General features: G+C 52.1%; 17 protein-coding genes and 1 tRNA gene. 7 read left to right on the top strand and 11 right to left on the bottom strand.

What is annotated here, in order from left to right:
* Nucleotides 1-4: 4 nt before the first annotated feature.
* The 11 genes from MUG09_RS12035 to MUG09_RS11985 form a co-directional block, all read right to left on the bottom strand.
* Nucleotides 5-385 carry a Rid family detoxifying hydrolase gene (locus MUG09_RS12035; RefSeq protein WP_244771674.1) on the bottom strand — a complete coding sequence of 127 codons (381 nt, stop codon included), beginning with the start codon at nt 383-385 and terminating at the stop codon, nt 5-7.
* Nucleotides 382-1,395: an ABC transporter ATP-binding protein gene (locus MUG09_RS12030; RefSeq protein WP_244771673.1), complete on the bottom strand. Its 1,014-nt coding sequence runs from the start codon at nt 1,393-1,395 to the stop codon at nt 382-384. The genes MUG09_RS12035 and MUG09_RS12030 overlap by 4 nt, the downstream gene beginning before the upstream one ends.
* The gene (locus MUG09_RS12025; protein WP_244771672.1) at nt 1,388-2,374 is read right to left on the bottom strand and encodes an ABC transporter ATP-binding protein; all 987 of its coding nucleotides are present in this window, start codon (nt 2,372-2,374) and stop codon (nt 1,388-1,390) included. Before MUG09_RS12025 ends, MUG09_RS12030 begins: the two co-directional genes overlap by 8 nt.
* A 17-nt stretch (nt 2,375-2,391) precedes the next feature.
* The gene (gene opp4C / locus MUG09_RS12020) at nt 2,392-3,264 is read right to left on the bottom strand and encodes an oligopeptide ABC transporter permease (RefSeq protein ID WP_244771671.1); all 873 of its coding nucleotides are present in this window, start codon (nt 3,262-3,264) and stop codon (nt 2,392-2,394) included.
* Nucleotides 3,265-3,275: 11 nt separating this feature from the next.
* A complete protein-coding gene (locus MUG09_RS12015; protein WP_244771670.1) occupies nt 3,276-4,235 on the bottom strand; it encodes an ABC transporter permease in 960 nt (319 codons plus the stop codon).
* A 14-nt stretch (nt 4,236-4,249) separates the two neighbouring features.
* Nucleotides 4,250-5,428 (bottom strand): M24 family metallopeptidase, encoded by a 1,179-nt coding sequence (locus tag MUG09_RS12010; RefSeq protein WP_244771669.1) that lies wholly within the window; start codon nt 5,426-5,428, stop codon nt 4,250-4,252.
* A gap of 2 nt (nt 5,429-5,430) precedes the next feature.
* Complete coding sequence (locus MUG09_RS12005) at nt 5,431-6,666, bottom strand: M20 family metallopeptidase (RefSeq protein ID WP_244771668.1); 1,236 nt, start codon at nt 6,664-6,666, stop codon at nt 5,431-5,433.
* A gap of 3 nt (nt 6,667-6,669) precedes the next feature.
* Nucleotides 6,670-7,839, bottom strand: a complete 1,170-nt coding sequence (locus MUG09_RS12000; RefSeq protein WP_244771667.1) for a M24 family metallopeptidase — start codon at nt 7,837-7,839, stop codon at nt 6,670-6,672.
* Nucleotides 7,832-9,118 (bottom strand): M20 family metallopeptidase, encoded by a 1,287-nt coding sequence (locus tag MUG09_RS11995; RefSeq protein ID WP_244771666.1) that lies wholly within the window; start codon nt 9,116-9,118, stop codon nt 7,832-7,834. Before MUG09_RS11995 ends, MUG09_RS12000 begins: the two co-directional genes overlap by 8 nt.
* Nucleotides 9,119-9,172: 54 nt before the next feature.
* Nucleotides 9,173-10,876: an ABC transporter substrate-binding protein gene (locus tag MUG09_RS11990; RefSeq protein ID WP_244771665.1), complete on the bottom strand. Its 1,704-nt coding sequence runs from the start codon at nt 10,874-10,876 to the stop codon at nt 9,173-9,175.
* An 85-nt stretch (nt 10,877-10,961) separates the two neighbouring features.
* On the bottom strand, nt 10,962-12,155 hold the full coding sequence (locus MUG09_RS11985) for a pyridoxal phosphate-dependent aminotransferase (protein WP_244771664.1): 1,194 nt from the start codon (nt 12,153-12,155) through the stop codon (nt 10,962-10,964).
* A 381-nt stretch (nt 12,156-12,536) separates the two neighbouring features.
* Here MUG09_RS11985 and MUG09_RS11980 point away from each other — a divergent pair.
* The 7 genes from MUG09_RS11980 to MUG09_RS11950 all read left to right on the top strand — a co-directional run bounded on the left by MUG09_RS11980 (nt 12,537) and on the right by MUG09_RS11950 (nt 19,686).
* Nucleotides 12,537-12,609: transfer RNA gene (locus tag MUG09_RS11980), tRNA-Met, on the top strand.
* A 187-nt stretch (nt 12,610-12,796) separates the two neighbouring features.
* Entirely contained in the window at nt 12,797-13,153 is a 357-nt protein-coding gene (locus MUG09_RS11975; RefSeq protein ID WP_244771663.1) for a hypothetical protein, read from the top strand.
* Nucleotides 13,154-13,241: 88 nt separating this feature from the next.
* Nucleotides 13,242-15,560, top strand: a complete 2,319-nt coding sequence (locus tag MUG09_RS11970; protein ID WP_244771662.1) for a substrate-binding domain-containing protein — start codon at nt 13,242-13,244, stop codon at nt 15,558-15,560.
* Complete coding sequence (locus MUG09_RS11965; protein WP_244771661.1) at nt 15,557-16,213, top strand: response regulator transcription factor; 657 nt, start codon at nt 15,557-15,559, stop codon at nt 16,211-16,213. Before MUG09_RS11970 ends, MUG09_RS11965 begins: the two co-directional genes overlap by 4 nt.
* 184 nt (nt 16,214-16,397) lie before the next feature.
* Nucleotides 16,398-17,750 (top strand): ABC transporter substrate-binding protein, encoded by a 1,353-nt coding sequence (locus tag MUG09_RS11960; RefSeq protein ID WP_244771660.1) that lies wholly within the window; start codon nt 16,398-16,400, stop codon nt 17,748-17,750.
* A gap of 131 nt (nt 17,751-17,881) precedes the next feature.
* A complete protein-coding gene (locus MUG09_RS11955) occupies nt 17,882-18,844 on the top strand; it encodes a carbohydrate ABC transporter permease (protein WP_244771659.1) in 963 nt (320 codons plus the stop codon).
* On the top strand, nt 18,841-19,686 hold the full coding sequence (locus tag MUG09_RS11950; protein ID WP_244771658.1) for a carbohydrate ABC transporter permease: 846 nt from the start codon (nt 18,841-18,843) through the stop codon (nt 19,684-19,686). Before MUG09_RS11955 ends, MUG09_RS11950 begins: the two co-directional genes overlap by 4 nt.
* The last annotated feature ends 32 nt before the right edge of the window (nt 19,687-19,718 follow it).

Here is a 19,718-nt window from a genome sequence, read left to right as displayed (position 1 = left end):
GTCTTCATCCCTTCATGCATATGGCATCGATCTCGACGCTGACATCCTTTGGCAGCCTCGATACTTCCACGGCAACCCTTGCCGGGGTGTGCCCCTGGAAAAAATCTGCATATACTGCGTTGACAGCGGCAAAGTCGTTCATGCTCTTGAGGAATACCTGGCATTTGACGATATCGGTGATGCTGAAACCGGCAGCCTCGACGATTGCCTTGATATTGTTCAGCGACTGAAGCGCCTGCTTGGAAACATCCTCGCTGACGAGCTGCATCGTCTCGGGGACGAAGGGGATCTGCCCTGAAACAAAAAGGGTGTCATTGACTTGGTAGGCTTGTGCATAGGGCCCGACTGCTGCCGGAGCAGCTGTTGTTGCGATGGTTTTCTTCATTCGTTCTCTCCTGTTTTTGTATCTGATTGCATAGGTTGCGAGAGGAGGAGGCACGCGGCCACATGGTCTTTTCCCACCGTCCTCAGTGTTGGTTTTTCAATATGGCAGCGTTCGATCGCAACCGGGCAGCGTGAAGAGAAGGGACAGCCCTTCGGAGCGTTCATCGGATTGGGAATTTCTCCCTCCAAAATCTTTCGTTCATCACGATGACGGGGATCGCCCTTGCTTATGGAGCCGATCAAGCTCCGGGTATAGGGATGTTTGGGATCTGCAAAAAGGGTGGAGGAGGGTGCGATCTCCATCACCTCCCCCAGATACAGAACCATGATTCGGTCGCTGATGAACTTCACAACCCGCAGGTCATGACTGATGAACAGATAGGTCAACGAGAGTTTCTGCTTCAATTCCTGGAGCAAATTGATGATTTGCGCCTGCACTGAGACATCGAGTGCACTTACCGACTCATCACAGATGAGCAAGCGGGGATTGAGGGCGATTCCTCGGGCTATCACGATTCGTTGACGTTGGCCTCCGCTGAACTCATGCGGATAGCGAGTCATCGCCTCCCGGGAGAGCCCGACCAACTCCAAGAGCTCTGCAACCCGCTCTTCGCGCTGCTCTGAACTCATGTCCTTCCGGAAATTCTCCAGCGGTTCGCTGACAATATCGCGAATCGTCATTTTGGGGTTCATGGAACTGTACGGGTCTTGGAAAATATACTGCATCCGTTCACGAAGGCTTCGCATCTCATTAGTAGTATAGTCGCTGATTCGCTTGCCTTCAAAATACACCTCGCCGCCGGTAGGCTCCAGAAGTCTGAGCAGTGTTCTGCCCAAGGTGCTTTTTCCGCATCCGGACTCTCCAACGATGCCCAATGTCTCACCTTCATTGACGGTAAACGAAACATTGTTTACTGCTTTCACATAGACTGCATGTTCTTTTTTCATCGACTTGTGAAGAAGAAAGTGCTTGTTCAGGTTTTCTACAACCAGTAATGGGGTATCAGGCATGCTTTGTTCCCTCCTTCGGTGCATACAGGAAGCATTGTACATGGTGTGCACCCTCAACGTATGTCTTGGGTTTTTCCTTTCGGCATCGCTCGGTTGCATACTCGCACCGTGGATGAAAGTGGCATCCTGAAGGACGCTTGGAGATATTCGGCACCGAACCTTTGATTGTGGGTAGTACGCTCTTTGTCTGGTCCAAGGATGGCATGGTAGCCAGGAGTCCCTTGGTGTACGGGTGTTTGGGTGATTCGAAAATGTCGGCGACAGGACCCTTCTCGATGACTTCTCCACAATACATGACCAGAACGTCATCGGCGATATCGGCGACGATGTTCAAGTCATGGGTCACAAAGAGGATTGATGTCTTGAACTTCTTTTTCAGTTCCTCAAGAAGATTCAGGATTTGTGCCTCGATGGTGACGTCCAAAGCAGTCGTAGGCTCGTCTGCAATCATGATTTTTGGTCTTGTGACCAAGCCCATTGCAATCATGACCCGTTGACGCATGCCGCCGCTGAGTTGGTGGGGATACTGCTTGATTCTCTCTTCCGGTGAGGGGATGCCCACCTGCTTGAGTGTATCGAGGGCTATCTGCCTGGCTTCCTTCTTGCTCACCTGTTGGTGTTCGAGAATGCTTTCGGTGATCTGATCCCCGATTTTAATGACGGGATTGAGGGCTGTCATCGGCTCTTGGAAAATCATGGAAATCTTCTTTCCCAGGATGGATTGCTGAACCTCCTTTCTCGTGAGTTTCAGGATGTCCTGTCCCTCGATGAAAATCTCCCCATCGGTTATTTTCCCATTCTCTGCAATCAGTTGCATGATAGCAAGACTGGTAACGCTCTTTCCGCTGCCTGACTCACCGACTATGGCCAGCGTCTTTTGTTCCTCGACTGAGAAGCTGACATGCTCGATTGCATGAAAAGATCCCTCCTCGGTGCGAAACTGGACGCTCAAGTCCTTTACTTCCAATATGGTCTTCATCATCGTACTCCTGGTTCTCATTGTTTCGGGTCGAAAGCATCGCGCAGTCCATCACCGACAAAATAGATGGCCAGAACGAGCAAAAGCGTCACCACTCCCGGGGGAATCCAGATCCAGGGCATATCACGCAGCACAAGGAGCTTCTGGGCGTCCATCAGCATGTTGCCCCAGCTCGGGGTGGGCTGTTGCACACCGACTCCAAGGAAGCTCAACGAAGCCTCCATGAGAATCGCCTGTGCCGTACCGATGGTCACCTGCACCATGATGGGTGCAAGGATGTTCGGCAGGATATGCTTGATGATGATCTTCAGGGAGGATGAGCCGCACGCGTTGGCGGCAACTATGTAATCGAGTTCCTTGACCCTGAGCACCTCGCCGCGAACCAGGCGTGCCGTACTGGTCCAGCTCACCAACCCGATGGCCAGGATAACGATCCAGATGGAAGGGTCCATGATGGTGGAGATGGAAATCAACAGAAACAGAACCGGAAAAGAGATGACAATATCGACGATGCGCATGAAAAATGCATCGATGAACCTGCCGAAATATCCAGTGACCAGTCCAATGATGGTGCCGATTATCGTCGAGATGCTGACAGCAGAAAGGGCTACCATCATGGTTACTCTCGCCCCGTAGAGAAGTCTTGAGAACACATCCCGTCCCAGTGAGTCGGTTCCCAGCAAGTGCTGCAGGGAGGGCGTATCATACTTATTGTAGAGATTCTGACCCTCCATGAAGAAGAATTCACTTGGTTCATAGGGGGAGAGGATCGGAGCGAGGAGGGCCACCACAATGAAAGCCAAGGTGATGTACGTTCCGATTACTGCAAGCTTGTTGCGCCTGAAGCGGCGATACGCATAGTCATAGAAGCTGTTTTTTTTAATGAGCATGTTGTTCACCCTTAGTGCCTGATTCTTGGATCGACGATTGCATACAGAATGTCACTGATGAGATTTCCCGTCAGCACCAGCGTTGCGGTGATGAGGTTCAGTGCCATGATGATGCCATACTCACGATCTTGGATGGCCCGAATGCCGAGTTGACCCATTCCAGGCCAGTTGAAAATACTTTCGGTGATGTAGGCTCCACTGAAGAGGAACGGGATGGAGAGCCCGAAGATGGTCACTACAGGAATGAGTGCATTTCGAAGCGCATGGCGATAGATGACCGCCTTGTTGCGCAGCCCTTTCGCCTTTGCCGTCCTGATATAGTCCTCCTTCAGGATGTCCAGCATGTTGGAACGGGTGAAGCGCGAGACGCTGGCGATATTGCCAAGGCTCAGCACCACGGCGGGAAGCACCAGATGGTGCAGAATATCGGTGTAGTATGCAAACCCTGTGTAGCCCGCCCTGATGTTGACCATCCCCCCCGAGGGGAAGATTCCGAGCATCAACGCGAACACGTAGATTACCAGCAAGCCGAAGAAGAACGAGGGGATGGCCACCCCTACCAGGCTCATCAAGGTAATGCCATAGTCGGTTCTGGTGTTCTTTTTCACCGCACCGATAACACCCAGGGGGATTCCGACGACAAAGCTCATCACGAATGCACTGAGTGTGAGAATGACGGTATTGGGCAACCTCTCCAAAATCAAGCCGCTGATCGAGTGGTTTCCGCTGTATGTATAGCCGAAATTACCCTTGGCAACCTGTCCGATCCACTTGAAATACTGGACATAGAGAGGATCGTTGAGCCCGAGGGCCTGGCGTGACTTCTCAAGGTCCGCCATGTCGATGGAGGGGTTGATGAAATTTGCCAGGGGATCGCCCGGCGAAAGTTTCATGATGATGAAGGAAAGGATGGTAATACCGATGATGACAGGAATGGAAATCAACAACCGTTTGGAAATGTACTTCAGCATATGCTCTTACTCCCTCAGTGAATCAGTACAAGTGATTCTTGTCGTTTACTCAACAGGACCGCACCGTCGGCGGTAACCAATGCATTTTCTTCGCTGATGATCGCAGGGCCTTGCTCGTAGAGGATGGTTGGTTCGATTGCAAAGACCATGCCTTCCTCAACAACGCCAAGCGAGGCATTCTTATACCGTTTCTTGATCGGACCGAGCAACGTTCCTCCGTCATGCACATCACGACCGACCTGATGCCCGACGGCATGGAAGATGTCCTGATACCCGCAATCGAGGATGTGCTGGCGGGCACAGCGGTCGACATCGGTGCCTACGGCCCCTGGTCTGAGTGCAGCCAAAGCCCGGTTGATCGCCTCGTAGATGGTCTCAAAAGCCCTCTGCATCTGTGGCGAGGCAGAAGTCTCTCCCTCTCTCAGTACATAGCAGGTGCGTGCGATATCGGAGCAATATCCCTTGTAGTCTACTGAAAAATCAAAGATCAAGTAGTCGCCTTCCTTCAATACCGAGTTGCCCGGCCCGCGATGGGCGATATTATGGTTCATGACGATCGGAGGGGTGAGTTTGCGGGTGATGCCGTTGACCACCCCGCGCTTGATCATGCCATCGACAAAGAGCTGTCCAATCTCGATCTCGGTCATCCCCTTGCGCACCTGAGCAAAAACCTCGTCGTAGATTTCCAAGGTTATGTCAATTGCCTTTTGGATGTACTCGACCTCTTTTGGGCTCTTGATGCTTCTCAGCTTTTGCAAAAACTGCTCGCTCGACTCAAGGCGAGTCGCATAGGTGCTCCCCAGCATGTTCTTCAATGCCCGGTACGATCCAACGGTCAAGCCGTCGCTGAGATGGTTCTCCATGCTGTAGTTGACGGCTATTCGTTTCGGATCGAGACGCTCTATCAACCTACGCAGCTGTTCTCCAAAGCCGGTACGGGTGTAGGTTATTACCTGCTCGAAGAGCCCGCTCGAGACGACATCATGGGCATCTATGGAGCTGGTGATGGCGATGGTGGTCTTCGGCGTTACGATCAGGGCGGCATCACCGCTGATGGTCAGGCCGAACATCAACGGCATGCAGGGATCACTGCCTTCCTTTGTCTTCACAATCCAACAATCGATGCCGGATTGAGCCAGAATGAGTTTGGCTTGGGCGATCTTTTCTCTATTCAGTGCGTATGCATCTTCCATATTCAACAGTTCCCCATGGTTTGTATCAGGTCGGTCAGAAACCGAGTTCCCTTCACAATCGAATCCCGGTCGATTCTCTCATCGACCTGATGTACCAGCTTCAAGATGGTTTCGAACGGTATGGCATCGGTCACCGGGGAGAACCCGTAGACATCTGATGGCAGTGGTCCGAGAAATCTCCCGTCGGTTCTTCCCAGTGCATACACGGGAATGAGCCTGTGTGCACCGTAGTGCTTCTGCGCCAAGGTCTCCATGCTTTTGTAGAAGTGATTGGTGCAGTCACTCTCAAAACCCGCATCGAAACGAAGGACTTCGTATGAAACGGTGGTGCCGGCAAAGAGTGCTGCGAGCAGAGCTCGGGCTTCTTGTTCACTTCTTCCAGGCAATAACTGCAACGAGAACTCGAACTCGATCCGATAGGGCAGCACGTTCACCTGGGTGCCGATATCGTAGCGTTGTAAAATGATTGCATCGTGGCTGTTGTACCAACTGAAGTGTTTCAGAAACGGGTGGGTTATATCTGTTCCGACAACCTCGCTGAAAAGATGGTGGACAGCGGTGTCGACGGCCGGGAACTGATAGGAGCCAAGGTGGTCCAGCAACCCAATAAAGGTATCGATTGCCTTGTTCTCACTTTTAAAGGAAGCGGGTCCACTGGCCCCCTCGATGGTGACCTTCACCTCGATTCGTCCTTTCTCCCCGACGGTGCACAACCAGTAGGGGTTTCCCTGATGGGTGATGCAAAATCCTCCCCCTTCATTGATCACCAAGCCGCGCTTGAAGAGATCACCATACTGTTGGACAAGCCTGGGCATGCCCAGGCTGCTCCCCTGTTCCTCATCCGATGTGGCAAGCAGATAGACGGCACGATTGAGGGGTTGGTCCTTCAAGGCAAGCAAAGCACCAATTTGCATTGCCGTCAGGTGCTTGGTGTCCACCGTCCCTCTTCCGTAGATGATCTGGTCCTCCTCTACGGCTTCAAAGGGCGGATGTTTCCAAGCTTGGTTCTCGCAACCCACTACATCGGTGTGACTGATGAGGATTATCGGAGGCAATTCTGATTCGACCCCGATGCGGGCGATCAGATTGGTCCTTCCTTCGGCTGTAGTCTGGACTTCATGCCAAATGCCTTCCTTGGCAAGAACGGCACTGATGAGATCGGTCATCAGGTACTCATTGCCCGGGGGATTGGTGGTATCCAGACGTACCATCTGCTTGAAAAGCTCAACGATATCCATGGCCTACCTCGCAATATACCAGAGTTCCCTCTGGCGTCTGCTGAGAATTTGCACTGTGCTTTCGGTCACAACCACATCTTCTTCAACAATGAAGGAGGGCGCCCCGCCATCCTGGATTACCGTGGGTTCGATTGCATAGACTTCTCCCTTCTGGATGGGGAAATGGCTGTTGGGATTGGATTCGGGGCTGAGGGAGGTTCCCCCATCGTGCACACGCATGCCGAGCTGGTGGCCTGTTGAGTGGCGAATGGTCGGATAGCCTGCGTTCTCTATGATGGAACGACCAATGCGGTCGGCTTCATATCCCATCAGGCCTGGCTTGATGGCTTCAATGACTGCAGACACCGCATCGACGGTGGTCTGAAATGCCCTCAACACCTCCTGCAGGGCTTCTTGCTCTCCCTCGGCCAGGGCATAAAAACTTCGTGCGATATCAGAGCAATACCCTTTGTAGGAGACGCTGAAGTCGCAAATCAGGATATCTCCTTGTTCAAGGATGTTTTTTGCGTTCGGCTCACGGTGTGCAAGACCGCAGCGGTTTATGCAGACCAAAGGGTAACTGTAGGGCTCTCCAAACGCATTGACCACCTGATGGCGTTTCATGCCTTCGACAAAGAGGTCTCCGATTTGCGTCTCACTCATACCGATCGAGATACATGAGGCTACTTCCTCATAGATGCTGCAGGTCACTTCCACAGCATGCCTGATGCACTGTATTTCGTACTCGCTCTTGATGCTGCGCAGCTTTCTTACAATCTGTTCACTGCTCGTTTCACACCCGGCCAAACGCTTTGGACCGATAATCTTCTCCAAAAGCATGTACTGACCGACGGTAAGTCCATCGGCGAGGTAGTCAAGCTCGCTGATGTTCAGCGCGAGTTTTTTCGGATTGATGCGATTGAACAAGCGAAGGAAGTCGGTTTCGAAATCCTCCTTCACTTCGACAATTTCGAAAATGCCAAAGTCCTTGTACATATTTGCATCGGTACTGCCGGTCAGCACGATGGGCTTGCCGGTTTTGTTGATGAAGAAAGCTGTTTGCGCAACCACGTGGACGGGCAGCAGGAGAGGAAGAACCTTATCGGAATCCTCTCGAGAGAGGATGAGCAGGGTGTCAATGTCTTGATTGCGAAGTTCCTGGATCAGTTGGGTGATCTTTTCGACGTTACTCACGTATGGTGTCTCCTGTCAGGTACGTCAGACAAACGTCTTGGAGCACCTGTTCACAAAAAGTAAGCGAGGCAAGGGAAATTCGCTCATCCACACCATGTATCAGGGGCATGATGGAGCTGAAGGGTTGCTCGCTGGAGAGCGGAGCAAACCCCAGGACATCGCAGCCGAGCGGTTTGAGGTATTTACCGTCATTCGAACCTGGGGTGATGAACGGCACCAGCGATTCAATCTCGCTATCATGCTTCTGTAGTGCCGTCTCCAGCAGATATACAAGATCCGGTCCCACTGTCGCTTCATAGCCTTGTGAGAAGGAAGTGAGCTCAAATGTGACCGGAAGGTCGCCGATGGCTTTTTCGATGGCGTCAAGGAATTCCTGTCTACCCAGATTGGGAAGGAGGCGGCAATCGAAGTCGATGGCTGCTTTCAATCCAGCAGGCAACTGCTTGTTTCTGGAGCCGCCGTGTATGATGGTCGGGGTAATCATCGACTGACTCATGGTTTCGAAGAGCCGACGATCAGATGCTGAAAAATCGGTGTTTTCCGCAAAGAAAACGCGCTTCAAGTCCTCGACCGAACGAGGCAGGGCTGTGTCCAGCTTCAAGGCGTCGAGTCGTCTGATGACCTGCACGAGAATTTTTTCATGAGAGAGGGTGGGGAAGTAGGGATTGGTATCAGGCAGCTCTGGTATGCTCACCCGAAGCCGTGCTACTGATTTCTGTCCTGTTTCAAACAGGTACGTCAGTGTTTGGCCGTGACGGGTGGCAAAGCCGCCGCCTTCATTCAATACGAGTGATCCGGCTAGGGCATCACGGACCTTGTTCTCTTGGAGAACCTTGCGTATACCCTGGGAGCTTCCGGTCTCCTCATCGGCGGTAAAGAGTACATTGATGGGGCCGTTGAAACGGTCTTGCATTGCATGCAACCGACCTACAATGGTCATAGCAGCTGCAACAAAGTATTTCATGTCCAAAGCTCCCCTGCCGTAGAGGTAGTTGTCATGAATTTCGCCTCCGAGCGGAGGGTAGGTCCACGCTGCGCTGTCGAAGCGTACGGTGTCGAGATGGCCCAGAAGCGTCAGGGGCCTTTGGCTTCCCGTTCCGAATGTAATAAATAGGTTTGAGCGATTCTCAGCGTAGGTGTAGGTGGTGTATGGTATGCCGAGCTTTCTGCAATACTCAGCGATATAGTCGACCATGCCCTGCTCGTTTCCGGGAGGGTTCTGCGAATCGATGTGTAGAAGGTCTTGCAGCAGTTCAAGGGTTGACGGTATGTGATCCATGCCTTGTTCCAAAGAACTGTGGCAGCAAACGCTGCCACAGTGGAGTTTGTATGGTTACTGAAGGAACCAAAGGTGAGTATCGAGGGTGTATCCACGGGTATCGGGATTCAGACCTCCAATGTTCTTGCCGGCAATAATTGTCTCGTTCTTTCCTGCATAGGTGAACCAAGGAAGGTCCTCGGTGATCTGCTCGGAAATCTGGTGAAGAATTGCTGAACGCTTGGCCTGGTCGGTGGTGACTTCCTGCTCTGCAAACCACGTGCGTACATTGGCATTGTCGTAGTGATAGAAGTTCCAGAAAGGATCGTCGACGAAGTACTGGGCATACTCCTGAGGATCTGATTCCTGGGCGAACCCAAGCAGGTAGGTGTCAAAGTTGGAGTCGGTGGCGGCAGTGGTTTGGTCGTAACCGACTTCATTTGCCAATTTGCCGTTTGCGTCGCTCTTTCTGAGCAGTACTCCGATGAGGGCGCCGAAGTCAACAAGCTTGAGATTCAAGTCTACGCCTGCGGCCTTCCACTGTTCCTTGAAAATTGCAGCTTGAGGTGCGCTGGATTCAGCATAGTACATCTCGATGCGCAGGCTCTTGCCGTTCTTCTCGTAGAACTTTGTGGTGTTGTTCATCACATATCCTTCTGCCTCGATCATGGCTTTTGCCTTTGCAAGGTTGAAGGTGTACGGATTGTCGTTGGGACTGTCGCCTAGTGAGTTCTTCGGGAAAATCGAATCATGTGCATAGCCCATCACGCCGTAGGCACCATTGACCAGAGCCTCTTTGTTGGTTGCATATGCGAGAGCCTGACGGATGTTCTTGTTGAAGACGGGACGGTCATCACGGGTGTCGGCTGCCCTGCCGGGTCCGGTAAGGAATCCAACATAGTCGACACTGAGCATCGGGTAGGTGTAAATGTTGAAGTTCTTGTTATTCTTGAAGGTGTTGTAACCTTCTTCCTCGACTTCGAGCATGTCGATTTCACCTGATTGCAACTGGGTGGTCAAGGCTACCAATTCACCGAATTTCACGATGATGGAGTCCACCTTCGGTTCTCCCTGCCAGTATGCACTGTTCTTCTCGACGGTAATTGAGTTGCCTACCTTCCATTCCTTGAATTTGAAGGGGCCGGTACCGACGGGATTGGTATTGAAGGCTGCCTTCTCGAGCTCTGCAAGGTTGATGTTCTTGATGTGGTGCTCGGGAAGAATCTGGAAATACAGGCCGGGGAGGAAGGTTGCCGACGGTTTCTTTATTTTGATGGTCACCGTCATTTTGTCCGCACTCAGGCTGACACCGGAGATTGTGGAAGTCGGATTGGCCTTGAATTCCTCGACACCGACAATCTGGTTGACGCGGTCGACACCGCCTGCATAGTCGGGGTGAGCGAGCATGTTCAGTGTGGCGACGACGTCGTCCCCGTCAAACTTTTCGCCGTCATGCCACACTACGTTCTTGGCAAGGTTGAACGTATAGGTGACGCCATCGGCGGCGACGGAGAATGACTCGGCCAGGCCTCCGACTATCCTGCCTTCCTTGTCAGGTTGCACGAAATTGTCGAAGATCAGATTGGTGACGATTGAATCCTGTCTACTGGGGAAGTAGAGGGGGTTCAATGTTCTGGGGGCACTATTGCTGCCGATGATGATCGGGCCCTTTGCAACAGGTGCGGCGGCGGGTTTCTCAGCTGCTCCTCCGGCAAAGACGAAACCGGGGACGATGAGCAACACAATCGCGAGTAGCAGAAGCACTGTGGATTTTTTCATGTACCTTTTCCTCCATGATGTAACGTATCCTCAATGTGTTTGCTTCAGGTGTTTCTGAAACGCACAACAGTAAGTTTCCTTGCATTTACAGGCTGTTCAAAAACGCCTCGAGACGGTCCAGCCCTTCATCAAGCAGCTGGCGCGAAGTTGCAAAGCAGAGGCGCACATACCCCTCGGCTCCTGGTCCGAAGAAGCGTGCCGTGCCAGGAACGAGGGCAAGACGGCCTTCCGTACGGAGCCTGGCTGCAAAAGTTTCTGAAGAGAGGCCTGTTGCCGAGATGTCGATGAACAGCAGATAGGTTGCCTGGGGTTTACGCACCGAAACATAGGGCATCGCCCTCAGGCGCTGTACGGCATGGTCGCGGTTTGCCTGAAGATGCTTGAGAAACGCATCCAGCCAATAACCGCACGAGTCCAGACAAGTGATCGCAGCTATCTGCGAGATTGCCGTTATGCCTCCGGCTGTGGTCAAGACCCCGGATTTCTTAACCAATTCCTGGAAAATCTCCGGTTGGGTTGCATACAGGGCTCCGGCACGCAGGGATGCAATGCCGAAACTTTTGGAGAAGCCAAAGACGCTGAGGGTTTTCTTGTTCAAGGCTTTTCCGAGAGAAAGGATGCTTGTAAACGGACGTTCGGAATAGACGATATCGGACCAGATCTCATCGTTCATGATCCACAAGTCATACTTGTTCGCTATTGCCAGGATGTGCTCAAGGTCTTCCTTGGAATACACCAAACCCAGAGGGTTATGCGGATTGCACAGGCAGATCATTTTAGTTTTCGGAGTAACATATGATTCAAGATTGCTCAAGTCGATCCGCTCGTCCTCGGTGACCTTGGCGGGGAACAGGACCACCTTTCCTCCAGCGGCCAGGGTGGATTCCCTGAAGAGATAGTCAACCGGATCGAACACAATGACTTCGTCTCCAGGTGCAAGGACTGTTTCGGCAATGATGTACATCCCGCGTGCGGCACTGTCTATGGGAAGAACCAAATCAGCCTCGATTCCCTCCGCTTTCTTCTCATTGACATATCGGGCCATTGATTGCTTGAACCGAGGGAACCCTGTGTGCGGAGTATAGGAGAAATACCCGTCCTTGATGTAATCCTGGATGGACTGCACAATTTCAGGGGCTACGGGAAAGTCGGGGTCGGCGGCTGTCATCGGGATGACTCCCTCGTCAACTTCCGCCCATCGGAAATTGAATGCCTTGGCCTTCAGCGCAGTGAGATTGATTGATTCATGACTGAATAGTGCTGCAGCGTCCTTTTGCATAAAACCTCTTTTGAAAATTATATTCAATGTTGTGCATAAATATACAACGAAGTATCACTCAGTGTCAATAAATTATTAAAAGTACCGAAATATGAGAAAAAATTATCAACTATAAGCATCTGGTTTTTTACACTCCACGGTGTTGCCACGTGTACAGGTACCTCGCTCATGGACGATGGCATGCATTGATGTGTACAGCTGAAGTTCAACGCTGGTCGGCACACGGCGTGAAGACTCGTTCCCTGGTTGCTGATGAATGGGAACGGAAGTAAAAGTATATAATATAGAGATATGAGATATGAGAGCTGAAGATTTCAAGGAATATTTATAGTTCTAGTTGACAAGATTTTCCATTTCCCCTATAGTTGGTAGGAAATTCGGCGCAGGGTGGAGCAGTTGGCAGCTCGTCGGGCTCATAACCCGAAGGTCGTAGGTCCGAGTCCTACCCCTGCTAAATAGTTGGCTGATGAATGGACTGTTGAATGTACAAAGGTACACAGCAGGACGGTGATTCCTGATTCTACCAAGCTTTTGGGCAACTTGTTGAGGTGACAATGGTCGCACGGCGGGTTGCCTTCCTTTTTATATCGGCCCTGTCACTCTTTTGACAAGGTTGAACTATTTCTATATAATAAAAAAATATGGACGAAAACACACCTGCTCTTGCACTTGCAGTGGATGCCAAGCATTCACTTGCTGTATATGCCTACTCCTACCACATGGATATGCGCCTGACCGTCTCGATTGAAAACGACGATTCGGTGTTCTCCTCCGTCCATATCCGGCCCGTCTACTGCCCATTTACCGGCAGGAGGGTAGGGACGGACATCCAGGATGTCCAGTCCTTGATGCAGGGCATCTCTCTGAAGGGAGTCAATGGAAAAATGTTGATTCGCTGCTGCAGACTGGAAGGTTCCCGCCTCATACTGCAAAAGGGTGAAGAGCAGGTCTCCCTTTCTCTGCCCTACGACATGCTCACCGGGAAGAAGTACCAATAACCAAGCTTTGTTCCAGCGACAACCCTATCATTGCAATCCTTGTTCCATACGGTATGATGAGAGAAAGCCGTCGCGTAAGGAGCGTGTTTTGCAGTCCAAGCATCGTTGTATCGGAATATTTACTGCCAGTCTGGATGATGAGTATCAATCGGCCCTCTGGCATGCCATGGAACAGGAAGCCAAGAAGCGCAATATCGGCACGATTTCCTTCATCGGCTCCCGTCTTGGATCGCCGATCGCCAGTGAAGCCTCCTCCAACCTCGCTTACCATCTTGCCAGTGAACAGAACATAGACGGGCTGATAATCATCGCTTCTTCGTTGGCCACCTTTTTTACAACCGTTGATTTGAACAAGTTCTTCTCTCCTTGGTCTTCATTGCCCAGGGTTTCCATCGGCATGCGAATGCAGGGGATGAGCGATATAACAGTGGAAGGCGATGAGGGCATCGCTTCACTGGTGCAGCACCTGATTGAAGTGCACCACCGTCGTCGGTTTGCCATCCTCAAAGGCCCTGAAACCCATGAGGAGTCGATACGAAGACTGAGTGCCTGCATCCAAGAGCTTCAGGCTCACGGCATCGAAGTCGATCCCGCCCTGATCATGCCCGGTACCTTCACCGATGTGGCGGGAAGGGAGGCTGTCCGGTATCTACTCGACAATCACCTGACGTTCGACTGCCTCGTCTGTCTCAACGACTGGATGGCCCAGGGAGCCTTGGAAGAGCTTGCCGCATCGGGTCTTCGGGTTCCCGACGATGTGTCGGTCATCGGATTCGATGGACTGGACCCCTCCCGCTATACGCTTCCCCCCCTGACCACCGTCGTCCAGCCGCTGTATGAGATGGGCGTTCTTGCCATCGATGTCCTTGACCGGATCATGGCGGGAGGGGAGGAGGAGCATATCACACTGCCTTGCACGGCGGTGATCAGGGAGTCATGCGGTTGCAATCCCCATGTCAGCTATACTCCGGGTTTGCACGAGCTGCCAAGCTATGCAACCCCGGCGGAGAGACTGGCCGTTCAGGACCTGCTGCGTCTGATGCGCCTTGGTGACTACCATCAAATGATTTTCCGGCTCAACCGTGCCCTTGATGCCACTGCAAGCGAAAGCGGTTCGATGCATCGTTGGAACGAGTATCTTTCGGTGATCGAGTATAAGACAAGCGTGGAAAGCGATCTCAGCAGCAAGACACAGGCGATGCTCACCGGAGCTGCAAGAGCGCTCATCGGAGACAAGATCGGCCGCTTCCAGGCAGCAAAGCGTGTGGCTGTGGAGTGTTCGTTCGACTCGCTTCGCAAAGTAAGCGCCATGCTCAGCGGAACCTTCGAGCTTGAGCAGTTGATGATCAATCTCAAACAAAGCTTGCACCTCTTCGGCATACATGAAGGGTATTTGGTCAAGTTTCTCAACCGTTCGGACCAGGTTCAGTTGCTGATGACCATTCAGGATCTCGAGGACGAGCAGGCCTTCTCCTCTACGTTCCCGGCACAGGAGATTCTTCCCCCTGTGTTGGGGAAAACGTGGAAACAGCGTCGTTGGGTCCTGCTTCCGCTTGTCTATATGGATGAGCCGCTTGGTTACTTCCTGGTCCCCTTCGGCATGGTGCTGCCCGCTCTCTATGATGTGCTGCAGGAGCAGGTGTCCAGCACTTTCAAAGGTTCGTTGCTTCTCTCTCAGATTCGAAAGCACGAAAAGAATCTTGAGGAGCAGGTGAGAGTGAGAACACAGGACCTGCTTTCTGAGATCAAGCGGCGGACGGAGCTGGAACAGGAGGTCATGGAGATTTCAACCAAGACCATGGAACGGATCGGGCAGGACCTCCACGACGATTTGTGCCAATACCTGCTTGGCATCTCCTTGTTGGCTTCCTCTGCCAAGCAACGATTGGGAAACAAAGAAGGCATCATTGCCGATGAGCTTGAGTCCATCAGCAGGCATTTGAATGAGGCGATAAGCAAAATCAAGACGATCAGTCGCGGCCTGATGCCGCTTGACCTCGAACACTCGAGTTTCCAGAAGCGACTGGAGGCGTTGGTGGCGGACAGCCTGCGGTATGCCCAGGTGGAGATTGATGTGAATGTCGATCCCTTGTTTCATATAAAGGACCCCACCCGGGAGCTCAACTTGTTCCGTATCGTGCAGGAAGCACTGACCAATGCCATCAAGCACTCACATGCAAGCCATATAGAGATCTCATCCAGCAGAATTGATGGAGAGGAAGGTGAAACCACCCTGTGCCTCACCGTAAGCGATGATGGGACGGGACTACCCAAGAAGCTGCAAAAGCGCGGGCTGGGACTGAGAATCATGCGCAATCGTGCAGCCATGGCTGATGCCGAGCTTACCATCCAGAGCAACGAGGAGGGTACGACGGTGAGCGTACTACTGAAGGAGAAGCATGCATGAATCATACCGTTCGATTCCTCTTGGTGGATGACCACCCCCTGTTCAGGCAGGGCCTGGCCAGTGTCATAGAAAATGTCCGGCGTTACAAGGTAACCGCTGAGGCGACCACCATCACCCAGGCTCTCTCATTGCTCGATTCGATCGAGGTTGATGTGGCTCTGGTGGACATCTCGTTGCAGCAGGAGAACGGTCTTGAGCTGGTCAAGACGTTGAAAACCACCCATCCCAGGATTTCCTGCATCGTTGTATCGATGTACGATGAAATCATCTACGCTTCCAGTGCCTTGAAGGCGGGGGCAAAGGGATATGTGATGAAACAGGAAGCAGCCTCCTCGCTGCTCGATGCCATCGAGTTGGTGCTCAAGGGAAAAATCTACTTGTCCAAGGATATGCGCGAACGGATGCTGGACACGATGCTGCTTGGGGACAGTCGGGAGGAAATCGATCCGGTAAAGCTGCTGAGCATCAGGGAGATGGAGGTCCTGCGCCTCCTGGGTCAAGGGTTCGGTGTCTCCGAGATAGCACAGAACCTCAACCTCTCGGTCAAGACCATCAATGTCTATAGGGATAACATCCGTCACAAGCTGTCGATAAACGACGCAGGCTCTCTGCGCAGGTTTGCGATCCAATGGGTGAAAAGCAACGAACGTTGATGAAACCTAGGACAAATGTCCTATCCAAAGTCAAGACAAACACCTAGTGTCATTCTCGCTCAGCCTCTTCTAGTATGATGGTTGTGGGAACCTCTGTTCAGTACAAGCGTTGTACGAAAGCAAAGTAGCCTGCGTGGTAATCGTTCATATGTCTTGGACATATACAATGTAAGGAGGAATCTGTATGAAACGGAACATGCGCATCGTCGTCAGTTTGCTGCTGGTCGTCTGCATGAGTCTCTCGCTGTTCGCCGCCGGCCAGACTGAAGCCGCCAAGGCCCCTGCGAGAAAGGTCATCAATCTTTGGAGCTTCACCGATGAAGTGCCCAAGATGCTCGAAAAGTACAAAGCACTTAATCCCGATTTCGACTATGAGATCAACACAACCATCATCGCCACCACTGACGGAGCTTATCAGCCGGCACTTGACCAGGCCCTTGCTTCGGGTGGAGACAATGCTCCCGACCTCTACTGTGCAGAGTCTGCATTCGTCCTGAAGTATACCCAGGGTGATGCTGCACATTTCGCAGCTCCCTACAAATCCTTGGGCATCGATGTAGACAAGAAGCTTAAGGAATCCGATATCGCTCCTTATACTGTTGACATCGGAAGCAACAGCAAGGGTGAGCTGGTAGGTTTGGGCTATCAGGCAACCGGTGGAGCTTTCATCTATCGCCGCTCTATTGCAAAAGACGTCTGGGGCACCGACGATCCAGCAGTAGTCGGATCCAAGGTCGGTCCGGGTTGGGAGAAATTCTTCCAGGCTGCAGAAGACCTTCGCAAGAAAAACTACGCCATCATCAGCGGTGACGGAGACATCTGGCACGCCATCGAAGGCTCTTCCCCGAAGGGATGGATCGTAGACGGAAAGCTCTATGTCGACAAGACCCGTGAAGATTTCCTTGACATTGCCAAGACCATGCTCGATAAGGGGTATCACAACGACACCCGCGACTGGACCGATGCTTGGTTTGCCGACATGAAAGACGCCGGTGCCAAGAAGGTATTTGGTTTCTTCGGTCCCGCATGGCTGATCAATTACGTCATGGCCGGCAACAGCGGTGGAACCAAGCCCGGTGAAGGCACCTATGGTGACTGGGCAGTGTGCGAACCTCCGGTAGGATTCTTCTGGGGCGGTACGTGGGTTATTGCAAACAACAACAGCCCCGTCAAGGACGCAGTGGGCAAGATTATCGAATGGATCACCCTGGACAGCTCCGAGACCGGTCTGCAGTACTTCTGGGCCAACGGCACCCTCAATGGTCCCGGCGGAACCAAGGACACTGTTGCTTCCGGTACGGTCATGAAGAAGAGCGACGGCACCCTGCCGTTCCTCGGTGGACAGGATATGTTTGACGTATTCGTACCCGCCGGCGCTTTCGCCACCGGTAAGAACAAGACCCAGTATGATGAGACCATCAACATGTACTGGCGTGATCAGGTTCGTTCCTACAGCGCAGGAAACAAGTCCCGCTCCGCTGCTCTCGCAGAGTTCAAGAAGCAGGTTGCCGACAACCTCGCAATCAGCGCCCTGTAAGGGAATGTTGACTTCCAGGTGCGGGTTTGCAACCTGCACCTGGATTCTTCTGCCAAACAGCATCGCAAGGATGGAGATTTGCTATTCCTGCACGCTTCGATGCACAGTGAAACTTACTGGAGGAACACGCCATGCATAAGAAAGGCATCAACTATGCAAAGTACGGGTATTACTTTTCCATTCCTTTCGTGCTTGCCTATCTGATTTTCTCTCTCTATCCCACCATTTATACGGTAATTATCGGCTTCACCGACCTCAGGGGCCTCGGACGGACCTCGTTTACCTTCCTTTCCGATCCCTTTGAGAACTTCAAATCGATTTTAGCCAATGACACCTTCAAGAAATCAGTGGTCAATACTGCGGTCATCTGGATCATGAACTTCATTCCCCAGATACTGTTGGCCTTGTTGCTTACCGCCTGGTTCACCAACCGTCGGTTCAAGGTTAAAGGCCAGGGGGCTTTCAAGGTACTGATTTACATGCCCAACATCATCACCGCCGCTACCATCGCCATTTTATTCAACTCGCTTTTCGGCTACCCCAAGGGTCCTGTAAACGACCTGTTCATCAGCTTGGGGCTCCTCGATGCCCCTGCCAACTTCCATATGCAGATATGGACTTCAAAGGGAGTCGTTGCCTTCATCCAGTTCTGGATGTGGTATGGAAACTCCATGATCGTGCTTATTGCAGGGGTGCTTGGGATCAACCCGACCCTCTTTGAGGCTGCCGAGGTGGATGGAGCCACCCCGACGCAGATATTCTTCAAGATTACGCTTCCCAGACTGAAAACCATTCTGCTGTACGTCCTGATCACCAGCATGGTCGGAGGCCTTCAGATGTACGATATTCCCAAGCTCTATCTGTGGGGAGGGCCGGACAACGCCACCCTTACCGCAAACGTCTTCATCCACAACCAGGCCTTCAGCGGCAGCTATCTCTACAATCGTGCCGCTGCGGCGAGCATGCTCATGTTCCTGATCATCGTCGTCCTCTCCATTGCCATGTTCTATCTGATGCGTGACAGGGGCGAGCAAAAACTCAGAAGGCAGGAACGGGCACGCTTGCGTGCACTGAAGCAGGAGGCATCGGTATGAAGAGCTTGAAGGCATCTACGAATATCACCAAGACGATTATCTATGTCGTCTGTATTTTCCTCTCGATTTTGAGCATCTTCCCGTTCTGGCTCATGTTTGTGAATGCAACCAGAAGTACGTTCCAGATACAGCAGAACTCGGTTGCCTTGTTTCCTTCCACATTTTTGCTCAGCAACTGGAAGATTCTCAATGGCAAGAGCTTCAACGCAGCAGTCGGATTTATGAACTCCATGCTGGTAAGCAGCGGGGCTACGCTTTGTGCAGTCTACTTCTCCTCGCTTACCGCATACGCCTTGGTTGCCTATACCTGGAAGCTTCGTCAGCCCTTCTTTTCCTTCATTCTGGCCATCATGATGATCCCGGCCCAGGTCACCGGCATCGGTTTTTATCAGATGATGTACCGAATAGGATGGGTCAACAGCCTCTGGCCCTTGATTCTCCCCTCCATTGCAGCCCCTGCCATGGTGTTCTTCATGCGCCAGTATCTTATGGCCACCTTGTCGTTGGATATCGTGAACTCAGCCAGGATCGACGGGGCGGGGGAGTTTTACACCTTCAACCGCATCATTTTGCCGATTATGAAGCCGGCGATGGCAACCCAAGCGATTTTTACGTTCGTCATCAACTGGAACAATTTGTTTATCCCCACAATCATTTTAACGCGCAGGGAGAAGTATACGATGCCGATCATGGTGAGCCTTCTGCGCGGTGATATTTATAAAACCGAGTATGGTTCGGTCTACCTGGGCTTGGCCCTTACGGTATTGCCGCTGTTTATCGTCTACTTCCTGCTCAGCAAATACATAATTGCAGGCGTTGCACTCGGTGCACTGAAGGAGTAGGAACCTCTTAATTGGTACAAGGAGTTTGGATG

Source organism: Sphaerochaeta associata (assembly GCF_022869165.1).
GTDB classification, from domain to species: domain Bacteria; phylum Spirochaetota; class Spirochaetia; order Sphaerochaetales; family Sphaerochaetaceae; genus Sphaerochaeta; species Sphaerochaeta associata.
Note: the sequence above shows the minus strand (reverse complement) of the source record. Positions and strands in the feature narration are given on the sequence as shown.

Bases quoted from the DNA above. Each gene is read 5' to 3' on its own strand.
- MUG09_RS12035 (WP_244771674.1), bottom strand. From the start codon at position 385: ATGAAGAAAACCATCGCAACAACAGCTGCTCCGGCAGCAGTCGGGCCC.
- MUG09_RS12030 (WP_244771673.1), bottom strand. From the start codon at position 1,395: ATGCCTGATACCCCATTACTGGTTGTAGAAAACCTGAACAAGCACTTT.
- MUG09_RS12025 (WP_244771672.1), bottom strand. From the start codon at position 2,374: ATGAAGACCATATTGGAAGTAAAGGACTTGAGCGTCCAGTTTCGCACC.
- opp4C (WP_244771671.1), bottom strand. From the start codon at position 3,264: ATGCTCATTAAAAAAAACAGCTTCTATGACTATGCGTATCGCCGCTTC.
- MUG09_RS12015 (WP_244771670.1), bottom strand. From the start codon at position 4,235: ATGCTGAAGTACATTTCCAAACGGTTGTTGATTTCCATTCCTGTCATC.
- MUG09_RS12010 (WP_244771669.1), bottom strand. From the start codon at position 5,428: ATGGAAGATGCATACGCACTGAATAGAGAAAAGATCGCCCAAGCCAAA.
- MUG09_RS12005 (WP_244771668.1), bottom strand. From the start codon at position 6,666: ATGGATATCGTTGAGCTTTTCAAGCAGATGGTACGTCTGGATACCACC.
- MUG09_RS11995 (WP_244771666.1), bottom strand. From the start codon at position 9,118: ATGGATCACATACCGTCAACCCTTGAACTGCTGCAAGACCTTCTACAC.
- MUG09_RS11990 (WP_244771665.1), bottom strand. From the start codon at position 10,876: ATGAAAAAATCCACAGTGCTTCTGCTACTCGCGATTGTGTTGCTCATC.
- MUG09_RS11985 (WP_244771664.1), bottom strand. From the start codon at position 12,155: ATGCAAAAGGACGCTGCAGCACTATTCAGTCATGAATCAATCAATCTC.
- MUG09_RS11975 (WP_244771663.1), top strand. From the start codon at position 12,797: ATGGACGAAAACACACCTGCTCTTGCACTTGCAGTGGATGCCAAGCAT.
- MUG09_RS11965 (WP_244771661.1), top strand. From the start codon at position 15,557: ATGAATCATACCGTTCGATTCCTCTTGGTGGATGACCACCCCCTGTTC.
- MUG09_RS11960 (WP_244771660.1), top strand. From the start codon at position 16,398: ATGAAACGGAACATGCGCATCGTCGTCAGTTTGCTGCTGGTCGTCTGC.
- MUG09_RS11955 (WP_244771659.1), top strand. From the start codon at position 17,882: ATGCATAAGAAAGGCATCAACTATGCAAAGTACGGGTATTACTTTTCC.
- MUG09_RS11950 (WP_244771658.1), top strand. From the start codon at position 18,841: ATGAAGAGCTTGAAGGCATCTACGAATATCACCAAGACGATTATCTAT.